The organism is Polaromonas sp. UC242_47 (assembly GCF_044452385.1).
Classification (GTDB): Bacteria; Pseudomonadota; Gammaproteobacteria; order Burkholderiales; family Burkholderiaceae_C; genus Polaromonas.
The window spans coordinates 1,149,912-1,169,777 of sequence record NZ_JBIOAO010000001.1 but is presented as its reverse complement, the minus strand read 5'-3'; the positions used below and the strand labels follow the sequence as shown (position 1 = coordinate 1,169,777).

Here is a 19,866-nt window from a genome sequence, read left to right as displayed (position 1 = left end):
CTGTTCGTATCTAAGGGGGTTCCCGAATGCTAGCATGCTGCACTGCAATACAAGAGCCAACAAAAGGTGAAACCATGGTGACGACTGCGCGCGTGAAGCCCACTAAAGACCAGCCAGCGGGGACTCCTCAGAACAATGAGCGCCCACGCGCCCGCGCCAAGGACAATGAACGGCCGCTGGTCGAAGACATCCGCCTGCTGGGCCGCATCCTGGGCGACGTGATCCGCGAGCAGGAAGGTGTGGCCGCCTACGAGCTGATCGAGCAGGTGCGCAAGTTGTCGGTGACGTTTCGCCGCGATGCCGACCCGGAAGCCGACAAGTCGCTGAAAAAACTGCTCAAAGGCCTGTCGGGCGACCAGACCGTCAGCGTGATACGCGCCTTCACCTATTTCAGCCACCTGGCCAACCTGGCCGAAGACCGGCACCACATCCGGCGCCGCGCCATCCATGAACGCGCCGGCGATACCCAGGAAGGCAGCATCGAAGTCGCCTTGGCCCGTCTGCGCTGGGCCGGCATCTCGCCCAAAACCATTGCCAACACCCTGGCGCATGCGTATGTCTCGCCGGTACTCACCGCCCACCCGACCGAGGTGCAACGCAAAAGTATTCTGGATGCCGAACGCGACATCGCCCAGTTGCTGACCGCGCGCGACGAGATCAAGTCCCACGCGCTGGCGGTGAACGCCGCGCGCGACGCCTTGACCCCGCGCGAGCTGGCCGCCAACGAGGCGCAATTACGCGCCCGCGTGATGCAGCTGTGGCAGACCCGGCTGCTGCGTTTTTCCAAACTCACCGTGGCTGACGAGATTGAAAACGCGCTGAGTTATTACGAGTCGACTTTTCTGCGCGAAATTCCCAAGCTGTATGCGGACCTGGAGCGCGCACTCGGCAGCCAGCCGGTGCACAGCTTTTTGCGCATGGGCCAGTGGATAGGCGGCGACCGTGACGGCAACCCCAACGTCAGCGCCGACACCCTGGACTACGCCTTGCGCCGCCAGGCCGATGTCGCGTTGCGCCATTACCTGACCGAGGTGCATTACCTGGGCGGCGAGTTGTCGCAGTCCGCCATGCTGGTGGACTTCACGCCCGAGATGCGGGCCCTGGCCGAAAGTTCGCCCGACATCAGCGAACACCGGCTGGACGAGCCTTACCGCCGCGCACTGACCGGTGTCTACGCGCGGCTGGCCGCCACCCTCAAAGACCTGACCGGCGGCGACGCGGCACGCCACGCCGTGGCACCGCAAAACGCCTACCTGACGGCCGAAGAATTTCTGCTCGACCTGCGCACAATTGCCGCCTCGCTGCACGCCAACCACGGCGGCGCCCTGGTCGCGCAACGCCTGCACCCGCTGATACGCGCGGTCGAGGTGTTTGGTTTTCACCTGGCCACGGTGGACTTGCGCCAAAGCTCGGACAAACATGAAGAAGTGGTCGCCGAGCTGCTGGCCGTCGCGCGGATTGAAGCCAACTACGCGGGCCTGAACGAGATGGCCAAACGCGAACTGCTGCTGAAACTTCTCAACGACGCCAGGCCGCTGCGCGTGATCAGCACCACGTATTCGGCCCATACCCAGGGCGAGCTGGCGATTTTCGAAACCGCCAAGCTCATGCGCCAGCGTTTTGGTCTGCAGGCCATACGCCACTACATCATCAGCCACACCGAAACCGTCAGTGACTTGCTGGAAGTGTTGCTGCTGCAAAAAGAGGTCGGGCTGATGCACGGCACGCTGGACAACGGCGCGACCCACGACCTGATCGTGGTGCCGCTGTTTGAAACGATTGAAGACCTGCGTAATGCCGCGCCCATCATGCGCGAGTTTTATGCGCTGCCCGGCATGGCCCAACAGGTACAACGCAGCGGCGCCGAGCAGGACATCATGCTGGGCTACTCGGACAGCAACAAGGACGGCGGCATTTTCACCAGCAACTGGGAGCTGTACCGCGCCGAGATTGCGTTGGTCGAACTCTTTGACCAGCTGGCCAATTCACACAACATCCAGCTGCGCATGTTCCACGGCCGCGGCGGCACCGTGGGCCGCGGCGGCGGCCCGAGCTACCAGGCCATCCTGGCGCAACCACCGGGCACGGTGCGCGGACAAATCCGCCTGACCGAACAGGGCGAGGTGATTGGCTCCAAATACGCCAACCCCGAAATCGGCCGGCGCAACCTGGAAACCCTGGTCGCCGCCACCCTGGAAGCCACCCTGCTGCAACCGACCAAACCGGCGACCAAGGCCTTTTTGCAGATGGCGGCCGAGTTGTCGCAAGCCAGCATGGCGGCTTACCGCGCGCTGGTTTACGAAACCCCCGGTTTCACCGAGTATTTTTTCAGCGCCACACCGATACGCGAAATTGCCGAACTCAACATCGGCTCGCGCCCGGCTTCGCGCAAGGCCTCGCAAAAAATCGAAGACCTGCGCGCCATCCCCTGGGGCTTCAGTTGGGGCCAGTGCCGCCTGACCCTGCCCGGCTGGTACGGTTTCGGCGCGGCGATTGAACAAATGCTGAACCAGGGCGGCACACCCGCCAGCCGCAAGGAAGCCTTGGGCTTGCTGCAAAAAATGTACAAGCAGTGGCCGTTCTTTCGCACCCTGCTGAGCAACATGGACATGGTGCTGGCCAAAAGCGATCTGGCGCTGGCTTCGCGTTACGCCGACCTGGTGAGTGATGCCCGTCTGCGCAAGAAAATTTTCAGCGCGATTGAAACCGAGTGGCACCGCACGGCGGAAGCCCTGGCGCTGATCACCGGCGACAAACAACGCCTGGCCAACAACCCGGCGCTGCAACGCTCCATCCGCCACCGCTTTCCCTACATCGATCCGCTGCACCATTTGCAGGTCGAGCTGGTGCGGCGCTACCGCAGCGGCCAGGCCGACCAGCGGGTGCAAACCGGCATTCATATTTCGATCAACGGCATTGCGGCGGGCTTGCGCAACACCGGTTGATGTCGGCACCCACTGAGATATCGAACTCTCGGTATAGAAACTGAGGTGGATACCGTCTCACCCCGTGCCGGTGACAGGTCTGCGTGGTCAAATCTTGTCAACATGGGTTGCGCCAATCTCATTAACAACGCTAGGGATGAAGGATGCGTTGCCTCGACTTGCGGCGAGTTCATCGCTAAAATTTTTAATGCGGCCACGCCCCAGAGCGCCGTGGCGTTGCCGCTGCCAACCCGCAGGCGCTGAAGGAGTAATCATGTCCTTGCGCATCAACGACATCGCCCCTGACTTCACTGCCGAAACCACCCAGGGCAGTATCCACTTTCACCAATGGATCGGGGACAGCTGGGCAATCCTGTTCTCTCACCCGAAAGATTTCACACCGGTCTGTACCACGGAACTCGGCTACATGGCGAAGATTGAGCCCGAGTTCACCCGCCGCAACTGCAAACTGATCGGCCTGTCGGTGGACCCGGTGGACAACCACGCACGCTGGGCCGCAGACATTGAGGAGACCCAGGGCCACCGGCCCCAGTATCCGTTGATTGGTGACACCGACCTGGCGGTAGCCAAGCTCTACGGCATGTTGCCCGCCGCGGAGCCTGGCACATCGGAAGGCCGCACGGCCGCCACCAACGCCACGGTCCGCTCGGTCTTCATCATCGCCCCCGACAAAACGATCAAACTCATGATGACCTACCCGATGACGACCGGCCGCAACTTCGACGAGATTCTGCGCGTGCTCGACTCCATGCAAATGACCGCGAAACACAAGGTGGCCACGCCAGTGAATTGGAAACAGGGCGAAGACGTGATCATCGCAGGCTCGGTATCCGACGACGACGCCAAAAAGCTGTTCCCGGAAGGCTGGAAGGCCCCCAAACCTTACTTGCGCATTGTCAAGCAACCCACAGGGGTTTAGAGCAAATCGCCCCTTTAAGCGGCCAGTCGTTCCTGCTGGGAGCCCTGACGCGGGCACAGCGCAATGCCCATCACGGGCTTTTTCCGCCCTGCCCGCCTTGCGGCAGTTCCCAGGCGCGTCCTCGGACGGAGCAGATGCGCCCCAGGTACGGGGGCAGGAAGATTCGCCACACAACCGGCGCCTCAATTTTTTTGTGTTTTTATACATGCCCCCATGACTGTCAGACAAGGCAACCGTGGTTACCCATTGCTTCTGAGGCTTGACTGCCAAAGGAGATCGTAGAAAACTATTTAGCCCAAAAAGGAGAGCCATCATGAACAATCTTCGTATGCTGGATCCTGTATTTGGTGACACCTTGGACTCGGCCTTGCGTCGCTTCTTTTCTCCTCTTGCGCTGGAAAATGACGCTCCGGCGCTAAGAATAATGCGTGTCGATATCTCTGAAAAGAACGACGCCTATGAAGTCAAGGCCGACATACCCGGCGTGCGCAAGGAAGACATCAGCGTGCGCATTGATGGAAACGTGGTGCAAATTGACGCCGAGGTCAGTCGAAGCAAGGAGACCAAGGGGCAAGGCGACAAAGTCCTGTGCAGCGAGCGTTATTGGGGCAGCCTCTCGCGCACCTTCAGCCTTGCTCAGGACGTTGACAGCACCAAGGTGGACGCCAAATACGTCGATGGCGTGCTGACATTGGCGCTGCCCAAGAAGGCCTCAACCGAGGCCAAACGAATCACCGTGCATTAAGAGTTAAAGCAAAGGAGAGGCGCTTGTGTCAACGCATTTCTTGAGGGTGATCGCCAGCCGAAAGCTGCCGATCAACATCACGAATTCTTACGATATCGATCAGCTAAGGAGCCTGACGGCTTCGGGTTATGTGGAAGCCGTCCTTCCAGTGCGACATGGCGAGGATCACTACGCAGTCGTTTCACGAATTACCCGGCGCGGCTGGGAGGTCCTTGAAGACAGTCTGGACATGGCGCCAGGGGAGATGGACGAGTGGCCTGTGGCGTAGAAAAGGGAATGAACTTTTCCCTGTCTAGGGCGCTTTCGACTCAATCGTTACAGGCAACTGGTTCATGGCCACGGGAGCCTCACTCAACCGGGCGCAAACGACTGCTGATTCCCTTACCGCCGATGGCTGGCTTCATTCCAGAACCCAACGCCTGCCCACCAGAAAATAGGCGGCACAAGCCATGGCGTTCCCGATGGAAACCTGGCGCAGCTGCCTGACCCCACGATGCAACCGACTACCCAGAAAGGAGTCCCCATGAGTACGAAATCCTCCCGCGCCGCCTCGTCCAACGAGGCCGCAAGCGCCGGAACGGCACCCTGGAACCTGCTGGCCGATTTTGGTCATCAACAGCTTGTTCTGGCGACTGAAAGCGCTTGTGCTGTCTTCCGTGGTTCCGAAGCCATGCGAAAAATCCAGCAGCAAGCCGCGCATGATGCGGCCTTGCACCATGAGGCAATCGCGCAAAAACTGCGCAGTCAGAGCGAACCCTCCGACTTGCTGGCCATTCAGGCGGATTTGATGCGTTTTAACCTGCAAGGCGCGACGCAGTATTGGCAGCAGTTAGCTGCCGCCATGATCCAGACACAGGTCGACATGGCGGCTTGCGCCAGTCAAGTGCTCCAGACAGCACCCGAGAATGGCCTGAAGCCAGCACTCGAGGCCTGGCAATCGGTTTTATACAATTCGCTGAACGGTTCGGCCAACCAGGCCAACGAGGCCAGCACGCAGCACTGAGCGACCGCTATGGGCTGCGCAGGGCCGGACCATCCACAGCCCAAACCTAGACGAGGTTGGGAATCGCCACGTCGGGATTCACGTCGGCCTCATAGTCCACCCCGTCGACCGCGAAGCCGAAGAGGCGTAAAAATTCGGTCTTGTAGCCGGCGAAATCGGTGAGTTCGTAGAGGTTCTCGTTGGTGACCTGGTTCCAGAGTTCCTGCACGCGGGCCTGCACCGCTGGCGCGAGTTCCTTGTAATCCGCGCGCAGCCGGCCTTCCTCGTCCAGGTGCGGCGCAGCGCCATACAGGCTGTCGGCATACAGCCCGTAGACCTGTTCGACGCAGCCTTCGTGGGTGCCCTGCTCTTTCATGACCTTGAACAGCAGCGACAGGTAAAGCGGCATCATGGGAATGGCGGAGCTGGCTTGCGTGACCACAGCTTTCAGGACCGACACACGCGCGTCGCCACCCTTGGCCGCCAGGCCGTCGCGGATACCCAGCACTTTTTGGTCCAGATCTTTCTTGGCAGCACCGATGGAACCGTTCCAGTAGATGTCACGGGTGACTTGTTCGCCCAGGTAGGTGAACGCAGTGGTCTTGGCGCCATCGGCCAGCACACCGGCTGCCTGCAACGCGTCTATCCACATCTGCCAGTCTTCACCGCCCATCACGGCCACCGTGTTGTCAATTTCTTCCTGCGTGGCCGGCTGCAACACCGTCTCTTTGACAACTTCGGCGTCGGTGTCTATGCCGCGCAGATTGACCGCCTTGCCAATGGGTTTCAGTGTCGAGTTGAAAACCTCGCCGGTCTTGGGGTGGGTGCGCCGAGGCGCTGCGAGGCTGTAGACCACCAGGTCCACCTGGCCCAGGTCCTGCTTGATCAGGGCTATGGTTTTTTGCTTGATCTCGTCGGAAAAAGCGTCGCCATTGATGCTCTTTGCATACAGGTTTTTGTCCGCAGCAAAACGATGGAAAGCGGCGGTGTTGTACCAGCCGGGCGAACCGGGTTTGCTTTCGCTGCCTGGGCGCTCGAAGAACACACCCAAGGTGTCAGCACCGCAAGCAAAGGCTGCGGTGATACGCGCGGCCAGGCCGTAGCCGGTCGACGCGCCCAGCACCAGGACTTTCTTGGGGCCGCCGGCGATGGCGCCTTGGGCTTGGACGTAGTCGATTTGCTGCTTGACGTTGGCTTCGCAGCCCGTGGGATGGGTGGTGACACAGATGAAGCCACGCACGCGGGGTTTGATGATCATGATAAGTTCGCTGGTGAGATGCCAAGCCTGCAATGAAGAGGCACAAGAGACTTCAAACATTGTAAGCAAGGCGATTGAGATGCCAAATTCATGTCCAATATGGGCATGACCCAGCCGCAGCAACCCGACACCAGACACCCAGCCCTGCCCGCCATCCTTCACGTCGAGGGCCTGTGTTTTGCTTACCCGGAGCGCACCTTGTTTGCCGACTGGTCGGCGTCCATCTCGCCCGGCGTGAGCCTGGTGCGTGGCGGTGACGGGCGTGGCAAAACCACCTTGCTGCGCCTGCTGGCGGGGGCCTTGCCCGCCGACGCCGGGCGCTTGCAGATCCAGGGCATCGGTTTGTTGGATCAGGCGCCGGCCTACCGGCAGCAACTGTTCTGGGTGGACCCGCGAACCGATGCCTTCGATCAGATGACGCCACTGGAATACCTTGAGGCTCAGCGCGGTTTTTATCCCGGGTTTGATGAGCAGATGCTGAAGGCCTTGATCGAAGGTTTGGCCCTGGCGCCGCAGATGGACAAGCAGCTTTACATGTTGTCCACGGGTTCCAAACGCAAGGTCTGGCTGGCTGCGGCCTTTGCGTCGGGCGCGGCGCTCACCTTGCTGGACATGCCTTTTGCCGCGCTGGACAAGGCCTCCATCGGGTTTGTACTGGGGCTGCTACAAGAGGCGGCGGATCACCCCGCACGCGCGTGGATGGTCGCGGATTACGAGGCGCCCCGCGAAGTGCGCCTGAGCGGCCTGATGGATCTCGGCGATTGAGTTCGCCAAACGCTATCAAATAAATAGCTTATTGCGTCCGTCGGATAAGGGCTACAGGAACTTTTTATTTAAGAAATCCGTATTTCCCTAAAAAACGTTCAGCCCCTTGAGCATCACGATCAGGATCAGCAGCGGCGAGACATAACGCAGCAGGAAAAACACGGCGCGCACCAGTTTTTCATTGTGCAACTGACCGTGATTGCTCAGTGCCTGCCGGAACTTGTCAAAGCCCCAGACCCAGCCAACAAACAGGGTGATAAAAATCCCGCCTATCGGCAGCAGGATGTTGGATGACACCACATCAAACAAATCGAACAGGTTCAGACCCCAGAGCTTGAAGTCGGCCAGCGTGCTGTTGCTCAACGCACAACCCGAGCCCATCAGCACCAGCAGCAACAGGGTCAGCAAGGTGGCCTTGGGACGCGACAGGCCCCAGCGCTCGTGCAGGATCAGCACCGGCACTTCCATCATCGACAACATGGCGCCTGTGGCCGCAACGGCCGCCAGCACAAAAAAGACCACCATCAACACCTGGCCCGCCGGGATCTGCGAAAACACCGCCGGAATGGTGATAAACACCAGCGCCGGCCCCGCGGCCGGTGCAAAACCAAAGGTGAACACCGCCGGAAAAATGGCGATACCGGCCAGCATGGACACACACAAATCCGCGCTCATGACCCGGAAGGTGGTCTGCGGAATGTTCTGGTCGTCGCGGAAATAGCTGCCATAGGTCATCATGGTGCCCATGCCCAGCGAGAGCTTGAAAAAAGCCAGGCCCATGGCCGTCAGCACCACGGTCGCGCTCATTTTGCTGAAGTCGGGTTTGAAGAGAAAGGCCAGGCCCTCCATGGCCTTGTCCAGCGACAGGCTGACCGCACACAGCAGCAAAAGCAGCAGGAACAACAGCGGCATCAGTTTTTTGGTCAAGGCCTCAATGCCCTTGGTCACGCCCATCAGCAAGATGCCACCTATGAACAGCAACACGCCCCACTGCCACAACAACGCTTGCAGCGGGTCGCTGATCAAGGCGTTAAACGCGGCCTCGGTCACCTGCGGATCGCTGCTGAGAATGGAGCCGCGTAGCGCCTTGAACACATAGGCAAACACCCAGGCCACGACTTCGGAATAGAAAGACAGGATCAAAAAAGCGGCCAGCATGCCGGCCACGCCTATCAGCCACCAGGGCTGGCGGTTGGGTGTCAGGGCTTGCAGGGTGGAGATGGGGTTGGCCTTGGCGGTGCGGCCCAGCGTGATCTCGGCCATCATCACCGGCAGGCCGATCAGCAAGGTCGCCAGCAGATAGACCAGCAAAAAACCCGCGCCGCCGTTGGCCCCTGTCAGGTAGGGAAACTTCCAGATATTGCCCAGGCCGACCGCCGAGCCCAGGGTGGCGGCCAGCACGCCAAAACCAGAGCTAAAACCGGCCCGCTTCAGGCCGGTTGGGGATGGCGTCTGGGTTGGGCGGGTCATAGCGGTCTTTTTAGATGGGCTTACACACTATCAAATATATAGCTGTTAGCGACCGCAGTATAAGGGCTAGGAGCCGAAATGAATCACAAACTGCCTACTCCGGCCGCAGGGCGACTGTCCCTTCGTCGGCGGCATAAGGCGCCCGCAGGTGCGCCGGTTTGCCCATACGTTTGCGCATGCGGATGTTGAGCATCTCCACCCCGATGGAAAAAGCCATCGCAAAATAAATGTAGCCCTTGGGCACATGGTGGTCAAAGCCTTCGGCAATCAGCACCACACCAACCACCACCAGGAAAGACAGGGCCAGCATCTTGATGGTCGGGTGTTCGGACACAAAACGGCCAATGGCGCCGGCAAACAGCATCATCATGGCGACCGAGGCGATCACCGCGGCAATCATCACCGCCAGTTCGTCCACCATGCCGACGGCCGTGATGATGGAGTCCAGCGAAAACACCATGTCCACCACCATGATCTGCAGGATCACCGCGGTGAAAGTGGCCTTGACGGCGCTGGAGGCGTGGCCCTCCTCGCCTTCAAGCGACTGGTGGATTTCGCCCGTGCTTTTCCAGATCAGGAACAGGCCGCCGGCAATCAGGATCAGATCGCGCCCGGAGATCTCCTGGTTCAGCACGGTGAACAGCGGCGCCACCAACCCAACGATCCACGACAGCACCAGCAACAGGCCGATACGCATGAACATGGCCATGAACAGACCAATGCGCCGGGCCAGCGCCTGCTTCGCCTTGGGCAGCTTGTCGACCAGAATCGAAATGAAAACGATGTTGTCAATGCCCAGCACCAGCTCCAGCGCGGTGAGCGTGCCAAAGGCAATCCAGGCTTGCGGGTCGGTCAGCAGTTCCATCATGGTCTGAGTTCTTTCTTTTCATTGATCTAGCGCGGCCATGTTAGCGCCCGCTGGAGTTCAACACCAGCCGGGGCCGCGGAACCGGCTTCGCCGGGCCGCAGGCGCAGCGGCCCCCTCGGGGGGCAGCGCAGTACGCGAAGCGACAAGCGTGGGGGCCATCTAGGACCCAAGAAACTCACCAATCGGCTTCAGGTCGTCGACGCGGTCACACACGGACTTCACCATCATCATGATGGGAATGCCCAGCAGCAGGCCCCAGACACCCCAGAGCCAGCCCCAGGCCAGCAGCCCGACAAACACCGCCACCGGGCTCAGGCGGCTGGCCCGGCTGGTCAGCCAGGGCGTGATGAGGTTGCCCACAATGGCGTGGATCAGCAGCGAGGCGCCGCCCACCATCAGCGCCATGTTGAGCGAGCCAAACTGCAAAAAACCGACCAGGGCCGAAGCCGCCGCCGTGATCAGCGAACCTACATAAGGCACCAGGTTGAACACACCGGCCGCTATGCCCCAGACCGGCGCGTTGTCCAGCCCGATGGCCAGCAACGCCAGCCAGGTCAACACACCCACCAGCGCGCTGGTCAACAGCTGCACCTGCAGGTAACGCTGGATCTGGCCGGTGATTTCCTGCAGGGCCTGCAGGGTGATTTTTTTGCTGCTCAGGCTGGGCCCGGCCAGCTTGATCAGCTTGCGGCGAAAGGTATCGCCCGAAAGCATCAGAAAGTAAGTGAGGAAAACCACCACCGTGGTCTGGCCGGCCAGGGCCAGCAGGCCTATGGTGCCTGTCCACAAATAGTCCTTCACGTTAAAACGCGAAGGCTCGACCACCACCCGCAGCGTGCCGCGGCTGGGGCCTGAGGCGGTGGCACTCTCCTGCGCGGCCTGCTCAATTTGCGACGCGGCTTTCTGCATGGTTTCCAGCGCACCGTCCGGTTTGCCGCGCGTTTTCACGGTTTGCCTGAACTTCTGCGCCGCCGCCGGCAGCGACTCCAGCAACTGCGCCGCCTCGTCGCTGAGCGAATACGCGGTCGAGCCCATCGCGCTCAAGATCGCCAGCAGCAACACCGCCGAGCCCAGCCAGCGCGGCACACGTTTGATCTCCAGCCAGTTCACCACCGGCGAGAGTGCGTAGCTGAACAAGACGCTGAGCATGACCGGGATAAACACCGCCTTGGCCCAATGCAGTACAAACAGGCCGGCCAGCAAGGCCAGCACGATCAGCGACATATTCCGGATGTCCACCGGCATGTGCAAAAGCACCCGTGCCGGGTCAGGCTCCGTCAGTGGTGCAGGAGCAGCGTCTTCTTCGGTCATGCAAAGTCCTTGTCAAGCTCTGGGGGCAGCCGCAGCCAAGGCGGGCTGGCCCTCAACGTAAGCAAGGCTTCATTCAAGCCGAAAATCGGCGCCCACGCTGTAGGACGCCTGCACCGAAACGCAGCAGCGGCCGCGCTGTCAGGGTCCGATGTCAGCCAGCAATGGCGTCCCGCACCGCACTGAGCTGGCGCCGCGACACCGCCAGCAAATCGTCAATGCCGTTGAGCCGCAACGCCCAGCCTTCGCCCTCTTCGGGGTCAAAATGTTTTTCCAGGGCGCGCACGGCGCGGCGCGCCACAAGCGCGTTGCGGTGGATACGCATGAACTGCGGGTAACGTTCTTCCAGCTCGTTCAGGCTACCGTCCAGGATGTAACTTTTGCCGGCGGTGCGCACGGTGACGTATTTCAGCTCGGCCTTGAGGTACAACACCTCGGTCAGCGGCACCCGTTCGGTCCGGCCGCGATCCTGAATCACCAGGTGCTCGGAAGTCAAATCAGACTGCAGCCCTTTAACGGCCTGCACAAGCCGCTCCACTTTTTGTAGCGCCTGCTGCAGGCGCTCCAGCCGCACCGGTTTGGTCAGGTAGTCCACAGCTTCGAGTTCGAAAGCCTGCACCGCGTGTTCGGAATGGGCCGTCACAAACACCACCGCCGGCGGCTGCGGCAGGCTGGCAATGGCTTGCGCCAAGCTCATGCCGTCGGCGCCTGGCATACGGATGTCCAGCAGCACCACGTCAAAGTTCTCACGGCGTAACGCGTCCATGGCCTGCACCGCGTGAGCGGCTTCGGCGGCCACCGTGGCGGCCGGCGCCGTGCAGTCGCCCAGCAAGGTACGCAGGCGCGAACGCGCCAGCGCCTCGTCATCCACAATCAATGCCCTGAGGGTTGCCGTCATAGGGGAATCTCCATCCTCACCTGGAACACACCGTCCTTGAACACCGTCTTGAACTGCGCCTGCACATCATGCAGCAGCGCCAGGCGTTCACGCACATTGGCCAGCGCCAGCCCGTGGCCGCGTTCGCCCACGCCGGCCGGCGTGGAATTCGTCACCTTGAGCACCACCAGACTGCCCCGGCGTGTGGTCGAGATTTTGACCTGCGCACCCGCCGCGCTGGGCTCCACACCATGGCGCACGGCGTTTTCCACCAGTGGCTGCAACAGCAAAGGCGGCAATTTCGCCGGATTGGCTTCAGGGTCTAGGCTCCACGACACCTGCAGGCGCTCGCCGAAACGGATCTGCTCAATCGCCATATAACGCTGCGCCAGCTCGATTTCCTGCCCCAAAGTCACCGATTCGGTGGCGTCGGCCAGCGCGTGGCGAAACAGCTCGGCCAGATCTTCCAGCACCATCTCGGCCTTGGCCGGCTCGGCCCGCACCAGGGCGATGGCGCTGTTGAGCGTATTAAATAGAAAATGCGGCCGGATGCGCGACTGCAGCTCGGCCAGCCGCGCCGCGGTCGCGGCCGGCGTGCGCGCCTTGGCGCGCCAGACCAGGCCGGCCACCAGCACCGACGACAACAAGGCCCCGGCGGCGGCGCTGGCCCACCAGGGCGCCGGATCCAGCAAACCCATCATGACCAGCAGGCCGCAGCCGTACAGGCCCGCCAGGGCGCCCAGGCCAATGCCGGCCACCCACTGAAAAGCCTTGCGCAGCCGGGCCAGGTAAGCCTTGAGCACACAGGCGGCAATCAGCCAGGCCAGTGTGGCCGGCAGCACACCGCCGGTCAGCAGGGAAAACCGCAGCAACCACTCGGTAAACTGGCCGGCGCTGAACATGGCGCCCACACCGACCACCGCCTCCACAAACAAGACCGCCCGCAGCACCACCCCAACATTGCAGGCATCGAAGACATTGACACGCGCCGGCCGCCGGGCTGGCGCGTCCTCAGTCTGGCTGAGACCGCCCAGCACCGAAGACTCGTCAAAAGAAGATAGGTCGGACGGAAGGCTCATGAATAAAGGGGCTGGCGGTTTGTTCTTGGGGGGTTTCGCAGGGCAGCTTTGTTACCGTTTGAAGCCGGGTATTTCAGCCCGCCGGGCACACAGATAAAATCAAGGTCATTAGTATTGCACCAGCGGCCGCCTTAAAACCGGCGCCAAACCCCTACTTACCCGCAAATTAAGCGCCCTGCCCCCGGCACCGCGCCCGTGATGCCGGCAGCGGCACCCCCAAAGAAAGCCTGAAGTGAGCCAACTCGACAAAAAATCCCAAGCCTGGTCCGCCCTGTTCTCCGAACCCATGAGCGACCTGGTCAAACGCTACACCGCCAGCGTGTTTTTTGACAAACGCTTGTGGCAGGCCGACATCACCGGTTCGCTGGCGCATGCCGAAATGCTGGCCGCGCAAAAAATCATTGGGGCGGAGGATCACGCGTCCATCAAAAAAGGCATGGCGCAAATCACCAGCGAGATTGAATCCGGCGCCTTTGAATGGAAGCTGGACCTGGAAGACGTGCACCTGAACATCGAAGCGCGCCTGACCCAACTGGTCGGCGATGCCGGCAAACGCCTGCACACCGGCCGCTCCAGGAACGACCAGGTCGCCACCGACGTGCGCCTGTGGCTGCGCGGCGAGATCGACCTGATAGGCGGCCTGCTGGTCGACCTGCAAAAAGCGTTGGTGGATATTGCCGAGAAAAACGTCGAGGTCATCCTGCCGGGTTTTACCCACCTGCAGGTGGCGCAACCCGTCAGTTTTGGCCACCACATGCTGGCTTATGTCGAGATGTTCGCGCGCGACGCCGAACGTCTGCTGGACGTGCGCAAACGCGTGAACCGTCTGCCACTGGGCGCGGCCGCCCTGGCCGGCACCAGCTACCCGCTGGACCGCGAACGCGTCGCCAAAACCCTGGGCATGGTTGATGACAAAGGCCAACCCCAGGTTTGCCAGAACAGCCTGGACGCCGTGAGCGACCGCGACTTTGCAATTGAATTCACCGCCGCGGCCTCCTTGGCCATGGTGCACATCAGCCGCCTGAGCGAAGAGCTGGTGTTGTGGATGAGCCAGAGTTTTGGCTTCATAGACATCGCCGACCGTTTTTGCACCGGCTCGTCCATCATGCCGCAGAAGAAAAACCCCGACGTCCCCGAACTCGCACGTGGCAAGACCGGCCGTGTCGTCGGTCACCTGATGGGCCTGATCACCTTGATGAAAGGCCAGCCCCTGGCCTACAACAAGGACAACCAGGAAGACAAGGAGCCACTGTTCGACACCGTGGACACCCTCAAAGACACGCTGCGCATTTTTGCTGAAATGGTGGGCGGCATCACGGTCAAACCCGAAGCCATGGAACGGGCCGCCCTCAAGGGTTATGCCACCGCCACCGACCTGGCCGACTACATGGTCAAGAAGGGCTTGCCCTTCCGCGACGCCCATGAAGCCGTGGCGCACGCTGTGAAAGCCGCCATTTCACACGCGGTCGACCTGTCGGAGCTGCCACTGGCGGTGTTGCAGCAATTCAACCCAAAAATCGAAAAAGACGTTTACGACGTGTTGAGCCTGCGCGGTTCACTCAACGCCCGCAACATCCTGGGCGGCACCGCGCCGGCCCAGGTGCGGGCACAAATTGCGCGACACCGCGCGCGGCTGTAAAACGTCTGACGAGGGGGCAAGGCTGCCCCTCAATGCGGCGGGCTACCCGGCAAAAAAGACTCGGCAGGCCCGGCCCTCGGGCGCTGGAGGCGGTTCAGCCGTAACGAGACTCTGGCCACCCCGTAAAGCGAGACGAAACAGCCCAGCAACAGCGCTGCATCGACCCACCAGGCATGGGCATACGGGTTGGCGCCCCAGATCGCCAGCACCAGCAACACAATCATCAGGTGCGCGCAGAACACTGGCAGCGAGGCCGCGCCCAGGGTTTCCAGCCAGCGCAAGCGCCCCACCCGCGCCTTGAGCCAGGGACCGAAATGCATGACGACGGCCATCAGCGCCAACAGGTCGAGCAGGCGAAGCGGCCCCAGCAACCATTTGTCAAAGAGCAGGTTCAAACCGTCATTGCCCCCGAAAGCCGCCTGCCCGCCTTCGCCATGGTGGCGCCAGATGAAGCCCACCACCGCAACCAGCACCGCCAGCACCATGACCCAGCGCGGAAATACCAGCGGACTGGCCGCCTCGGCCGATCGGCCGGCCCCCATCCACAGGCCCAGCACCCACAACAGCTGCCAGGAAAAGGTCGCGAACGAGCCGGTTTCGTGAAACGGCACGCTCAAACCGGTCACGGCCACCGTGGCCTGGTAAACCCACAGTCCCAGGCCCCACTGGGCCAGCCCCCAGACCAGCACACTCCCCGCCACGATCCAGAACCAGCCACGCCGCAGCGCATGCGCCAGCAGCCAGGGACTGACCAGCATGAAGAGGATGTACATCGGCAGGATGTCCAGCAGCGGCGGTGAATAAATCAGCAGCAAGCCGGTGAACAGCGCCGTCGCGGGGTGCGCCAGATAAAACGACATCAGGTCCTTGACCGCGGGCTGGTCAATCCGCAGGCCGACGGCGGCAATGACGGTGAACAGGAACACCAGCATCGCCGCATGGCAGGCGTACACCTTCAAGGCACGGCGCCAGAAGGCAGCGCGCATGGCCTCTATCCCTTTTTTGCGCGCCATGCGGGTGTACACCATGCCGGCCATATACGCCGACAACAGCACAAAACCTTCGGCGGCCGAGACAAAGCCGAAGGGCTGCCCCAACGGCGAACTCAGGCGCGTGGGCAGATGGGTGAGGGTCATCAGGACCAGCATCAGTCCCCGAAGTGCGTCTAGCTCCCAGCGTCGGGTCATGTCAGTGGTTGAAGCAGCGGCCGTGGTGGCGCGGGTAAAGCGCTTATTGTACGAAGCACTCCCAAGCAGCGACGCCTATCCGAGCCAAGGAGCTTGGCGACTGCAAATTGCGCCACTCAAGCTGTGAGCAGCGCCATCCACGAAAATACTAAGCCTCGCCTAAGCTGTACGCGTCACACTGGGTGACTTCAAGGAATCTCCATGCGCCTGTTACTGGTTGAAGATGACGCCATGATTGGCGAAACCGTGCTGCACGTGCTGCGTGCCGAACACTATGCCGTGGACTGGGTGCGCGACGGCAGCATGGCCGATGCGGCCCTCGCCAGCGAAAAATACGACCTGGTGCTGCTAGACCTCGGTCTGCCTAAACGCGACGGGCTGGAGGTCTTGCGTTCGCTGCGGGCCAGGCGCAACACCACCCCGGTGCTGATTGCCACGGCGCGGGATGCCGTGGGCGATCGGATTGCCGGCCTGGACGCCGGCGCTGACGATTACGTCGTCAAACCTTATGACACCGACGAACTGCTGGCGCGTATCCGTGCCCTGATACGCCGCAGCGCGGGTCGGGCCGAACCGGCCTTTGAACACAAGGGCGTGAGCCTGAACCCGGCCACCCGCGAAGCCAGCCTCAACGGCCAGCCGGTGTCGCTGTCAGCCCGCGAATGGGCCGTGCTCGAACCGCTGCTGGCCCGTCCCGGTGTGGTGCTGTCGCGGACCCAGCTGGAAGAAAAACTCTTCAGCTGGAAAGACGATGTCAGCAGCAATGCGGTGGAGGTCTATATTCACGGCGTGCGCAAAAAACTCGGTAACGACATCATCCAGACCGTGCGCGGCTTGGGCTACCTGGTCCCCAAAGAATGACACGTCCCACAGGCCCAGACGCCGACACCGCCCCGGAGCCCACACCAGCCAGGGCCGCGGAACCGGCTTCGCCGGGCCGCAGGCGCAGCGCCCCCTCGGGGGGCAGCGAAGGACACGCAGTGCCGAGCGTGGGGGCTCATTCCTTACGCCGACGGCTGCTCTGGTTTGTGCTGGCCGCCATTTTGCTGGCGGCCGTGCTGCAGGCCACCACCGCCTACCGCGGCGCGCTGCAACAAGCCGACGCGATGTTTGACGATCACCTGCAGCAAATGGCCCGTTCGCTGCGCAGTGGCATCCCGCTGGGTTCGGCCCTGCCTGAGAGCGCGGACGACTCGGGCTTTGACCTCTTCGTGCAAATCTGGGGGCAGGACGGCACCCAGATTTTTCGATCCACCCGCTCGGCCTTGCCACCACGCGCGGTACTTGGTTTTTCGGATGTGGAGGCCCATGGCAACCGCTACCGCGTGTACACGCTGCAAACGCCCACGCAAACCGTGCAGATCGCGCAGGACCTCAACGCCCGCACGGCACGCGCCCGTGCGCTCGCGGCACGGGCCGTGTTGCCCTTCGCCCTGCTCACGCCCTTGTTGATGCTGGTGGTCTGGTGGGTCATCAGCCAGTCTCTCGCCCCGATAGAACGCGCGCGGCGCCAGGTCGCCGGCCGGGCCGCTGATGATTTTTCACCGCTCGCCGACGAGGGTTTGCCCGACGAAGTGCGCCCCCTGGTGGAGGAACTGAACCTGCTTTTCGACCGGGTACGCAGCGCCTTCGATGCCCAGAAGACCTTTGTGGCCGATGCCGCGCATGAGTTGCGCTCCCCGCTCACGGCGCTGAAACTGCAGGCGCAGGCCTTGCGCCGCACGGACGACACTCCCGCCGACCGCGAGGCTGGTATCGCCCGCCTGAACCAGGGCATAGACCGGGCCATCCGGTTGGTGGAGCAATTGCTGGTGTTGGCACGCGAAGAAGCCAGCACGGCGCAGCATCAAACCGCCGACGCGCCTGTTGATCTGCAGGAAGTGATCAAGCTGGCCGTGGCCGACGTTTTGCCGCAGGCCGTGCGCAAACACATCGACCTGGGCCTGGGGGAAGACACCTCGGCGCAGCCGGTGCTGGTCAATGGGCAACGCGAGGCGCTGCGCATGATGTTGCGCAACCTGCTCGACAACGCCGTCAAATACACACCCGCGTCGGGCCGCGTTGATGTGTCGCTGCAACTGGCGTCCGCGGGTAGCGGACCCGCCGGCCAATGCATTCTGGCGATTGATGACAGCGGCCCCGGCATAGCCGCAGAAGACCGCGCGCGCGTGTTTGACCGTTTTTACCGCGCCAGCGATGTGGCCCTGGCGTCCGGCAGCGGTCTGGGGCTGGCGATAGTCAAAACCATTGCCGACCGGCATGGCGCCACCTTGCGACTGGACCAATCACCTCGTCTGGGTGGCTTGCGTGTGGAGGTCTGCATGGATGTGGCGCCAGGCGTGGCCGCAGCCGGTTAGCATGAGGGCGTTGACCACCACCACGGGGTAGTCCTTTTGCTTCCTCTTGCCCTTGTTTCCCATTTTGTGTTTGTCCTAGCCGGCCTGCTGGTCTATGCGGTAGGCACCCACACCGGCGGCCAGCGTCGCCACCCGTCCGCCGCACTGGCCTGGGTGTTGATCATTGCCCTGCTGCCCTATGTGGGCCTGCCCTTGTTCCTGGTGCTGGGCACGCGGAAATTTGCGCGCCCCTCGCACGCCGTGCAAGGCGTCGGGCCCGCCCTGCGTCCCTACGATGACGGACTGCAAGCCTGCGCCATCGCCACACTGGCCGGCATGGGTCTGGCCCCAGCGGCTGCCAGCCGGCAAGTCCACTTTCATGCCGATGGTCAGGCCGCCTGGGAAGGGCTGGCCGCGCTGATCAGCAGCGCCCGGGAGCAACTGGACATCTGCACTTTTGTCCTCGGCAACGATGCGCTGGGCCGCCGCGTGGCGCGATTGCTTGCAGAGCGGGCCGCCGCCGGCGTTCGTGTCCGTTTGTTGCTGGACGCTGTGGGCAGTTGGCGCACGTCCAAGGCCCAGGTGCGCCATTTACGCGCCGCTGGTGTACAGGTGCACTGGTTCATGCCGCTGCTGCACAACCCGTTGCGCGGTCGCGTCAACCTGCGTAATCACCGCAAGCTGGCCATCGCCGACGGCCGGCACCTGTGGACGGGTGGCCGCAACCTGGCGGCGGAATATTTCAGCGGCGAGCCTCACCAGCCGCCCTGGATCGATTTGAGTTTCACGCTCGAAGGCGTCCTGGCCGAGCAGGCCCAAGGCCTGTTCAACAGCCACTGGCACCACAGCCGCGGACCCAAAGGGGACGACGACAACTCAAGCCCCGAAACCCAGGCGCGGCCGGAACAAGCCCAACCGGCCGCCGACAGGACGCAGCCACACTTGGCCCAACTGGTGCCCAGCGGCCCCGACCAGGCCGAGGATACGTTCTACGAACTGCTGCTGACCACCTTGTTCCGTGCCGAACGGCGTGTGCTGGCGGTCACGCCTTATTTTGTGCCCGACGACAGCCTGCTGACGGCCTTGTGCCTGGCCGCACGACGCGGCGTGCAGGTGGAATTGATCGTGCCGGCACGCTCCAACCACAGGCTGGCCGACATCGCGCGTGCCCGTGCCTTGCGCGACCTGGTGGCGGCCGGCGGCCAGGTGCGGCTCGCTCCCGGCATGGTGCATGCGAAGGCCGTGGTGGTGGATGACGCCTTGGCGCTGTGTGGTTCGCTGAACCTGGACGCGCGCAGCCTGTTCCTGAATTTCGAGCTGATGGTGGCGTTTTACGCCAGCGACGATGTCAACACCGTCACGCAATGGATAGACGGGCATTTCCACGACCTGCCGCTGCACCGGCCAGCCCAGCCTTCGCTGCTGCGGGACACCGCCGAAGGTCTGGTGCGCTGGCTGGGTTTCCAGATTTAAGGCTGCGCCCACATC

17 protein-coding genes are annotated in these 19,866 nt (G+C 62.3%); 10 read left to right on the top strand and 7 right to left on the bottom strand.

All coding sequences use genetic code 11. The features are described 5' to 3' along the window. Positions 1-74 precede the first annotated feature (74 nt). The 5 genes from ppc (at position 75) to ACHMXK_RS05670 (ending at position 5,612) form a co-directional block, all read left to right on the top strand. Positions 75-2,945: a phosphoenolpyruvate carboxylase gene (gene ppc / locus ACHMXK_RS05690; protein WP_397438450.1), complete on the top strand. Its 2,871-nt coding sequence runs from the start codon at positions 75-77 to the stop codon at positions 2,943-2,945. 253 nt (positions 2,946-3,198) lie between these two features. Next, the gene (locus tag ACHMXK_RS05685; protein ID WP_397438448.1) at positions 3,199-3,864 is read left to right on the top strand and encodes a peroxiredoxin; all 666 of its coding nucleotides are present in this window, start codon (positions 3,199-3,201) and stop codon (positions 3,862-3,864) included. A 313-nt stretch (positions 3,865-4,177) separates the two neighbouring features. Further along, positions 4,178-4,609, top strand: a complete 432-nt coding sequence (locus ACHMXK_RS05680) for an Hsp20/alpha crystallin family protein (RefSeq protein ID WP_397438446.1) — start codon at positions 4,178-4,180, stop codon at positions 4,607-4,609. 25 nt (positions 4,610-4,634) lie between these two features. Continuing rightward, complete coding sequence (locus tag ACHMXK_RS05675) at positions 4,635-4,877, top strand: hypothetical protein (protein WP_397438444.1); 243 nt, start codon at positions 4,635-4,637, stop codon at positions 4,875-4,877. A 255-nt stretch (positions 4,878-5,132) separates the two neighbouring features. Next, positions 5,133-5,612 (top strand): phasin family protein, encoded by a 480-nt coding sequence (locus tag ACHMXK_RS05670; RefSeq protein WP_397438443.1) that lies wholly within the window; start codon positions 5,133-5,135, stop codon positions 5,610-5,612. A gap of 46 nt (positions 5,613-5,658) precedes the next feature. On the opposite strand, the gene fabV is transcribed toward ACHMXK_RS05670, so the two are convergent. Next, complete coding sequence (gene fabV / locus ACHMXK_RS05665) at positions 5,659-6,849, bottom strand: enoyl-ACP reductase FabV (protein ID WP_397438441.1); 1,191 nt, start codon at positions 6,847-6,849, stop codon at positions 5,659-5,661. 90 nt (positions 6,850-6,939) lie between these two features. On the opposite strand from fabV, the gene ACHMXK_RS05660 reads away from it, so the two are divergent. Next, entirely contained in the window at positions 6,940-7,614 is a 675-nt protein-coding gene (locus ACHMXK_RS05660; RefSeq protein ID WP_397438438.1) for an ATP-binding cassette domain-containing protein, read from the top strand. Positions 7,615-7,701: 87 nt separating this feature from the next. On the opposite strand, the gene ACHMXK_RS05655 is transcribed toward ACHMXK_RS05660, so the two are convergent. From ACHMXK_RS05655 to ACHMXK_RS05635, 5 genes are all read right to left on the bottom strand, one after another. Then, positions 7,702-9,084 carry a sodium-dependent transporter gene (locus tag ACHMXK_RS05655; protein ID WP_397438436.1) on the bottom strand — a complete coding sequence of 461 codons (1,383 nt, stop codon included), beginning with the start codon at positions 9,082-9,084 and terminating at the stop codon, positions 7,702-7,704. A 94-nt stretch (positions 9,085-9,178) separates the two neighbouring features. Next, a complete protein-coding gene (locus tag ACHMXK_RS05650; RefSeq protein ID WP_397438434.1) occupies positions 9,179-9,952 on the bottom strand; it encodes a TerC family protein in 774 nt (257 codons plus the stop codon). Positions 9,953-10,111: 159 nt separating this feature from the next. After that, positions 10,112-11,263 carry an AI-2E family transporter gene (locus ACHMXK_RS05645; protein ID WP_397438432.1) on the bottom strand — a complete coding sequence of 384 codons (1,152 nt, stop codon included), beginning with the start codon at positions 11,261-11,263 and terminating at the stop codon, positions 10,112-10,114. A gap of 151 nt (positions 11,264-11,414) precedes the next feature. After that, positions 11,415-12,158 carry a LytR/AlgR family response regulator transcription factor gene (locus ACHMXK_RS05640; RefSeq protein ID WP_397438430.1) on the bottom strand — a complete coding sequence of 248 codons (744 nt, stop codon included), beginning with the start codon at positions 12,156-12,158 and terminating at the stop codon, positions 11,415-11,417. After that, positions 12,155-13,216: a sensor histidine kinase gene (locus ACHMXK_RS05635; RefSeq protein WP_397438428.1), complete on the bottom strand. Its 1,062-nt coding sequence runs from the start codon at positions 13,214-13,216 to the stop codon at positions 12,155-12,157. Before ACHMXK_RS05635 ends, ACHMXK_RS05640 begins: the two co-directional genes overlap by 4 nt. Positions 13,217-13,448: 232 nt before the next feature. Between ACHMXK_RS05635 and argH the strand changes: the two genes are divergently transcribed. Then, positions 13,449-14,855: an argininosuccinate lyase gene (gene argH, locus ACHMXK_RS05630; RefSeq protein WP_397438426.1), complete on the top strand. Its 1,407-nt coding sequence runs from the start codon at positions 13,449-13,451 to the stop codon at positions 14,853-14,855. Between the two features lie 29 nt (positions 14,856-14,884). Here argH and opgC read toward each other — a convergent pair whose 3' ends face one another. Further along, positions 14,885-16,042 carry an OpgC domain-containing protein gene (gene opgC / locus ACHMXK_RS05625; protein WP_397438424.1) on the bottom strand — a complete coding sequence of 386 codons (1,158 nt, stop codon included), beginning with the start codon at positions 16,040-16,042 and terminating at the stop codon, positions 14,885-14,887. Positions 16,043-16,243: 201 nt separating this feature from the next. Between opgC and ACHMXK_RS05620 the strand changes: the two genes are divergently transcribed. The 3 genes from ACHMXK_RS05620 (at position 16,244) to ACHMXK_RS05610 (ending at position 19,851) form a co-directional block, all read left to right on the top strand. Further along, positions 16,244-16,903 (top strand): response regulator, encoded by a 660-nt coding sequence (locus tag ACHMXK_RS05620; protein ID WP_397438422.1) that lies wholly within the window; start codon positions 16,244-16,246, stop codon positions 16,901-16,903. A 119-nt stretch (positions 16,904-17,022) separates the two neighbouring features. After that, positions 17,023-18,399, top strand: coding sequence for an ATP-binding protein (locus tag ACHMXK_RS05615; protein WP_397438420.1), 1,377 nt, complete (start codon positions 17,023-17,025; stop codon positions 18,397-18,399). A 66-nt stretch (positions 18,400-18,465) separates the two neighbouring features. Next, positions 18,466-19,851 (top strand): phospholipase D-like domain-containing protein, encoded by a 1,386-nt coding sequence (locus ACHMXK_RS05610; protein ID WP_397438418.1) that lies wholly within the window; start codon positions 18,466-18,468, stop codon positions 19,849-19,851. The last annotated feature ends 15 nt before the right edge of the window (positions 19,852-19,866 follow it).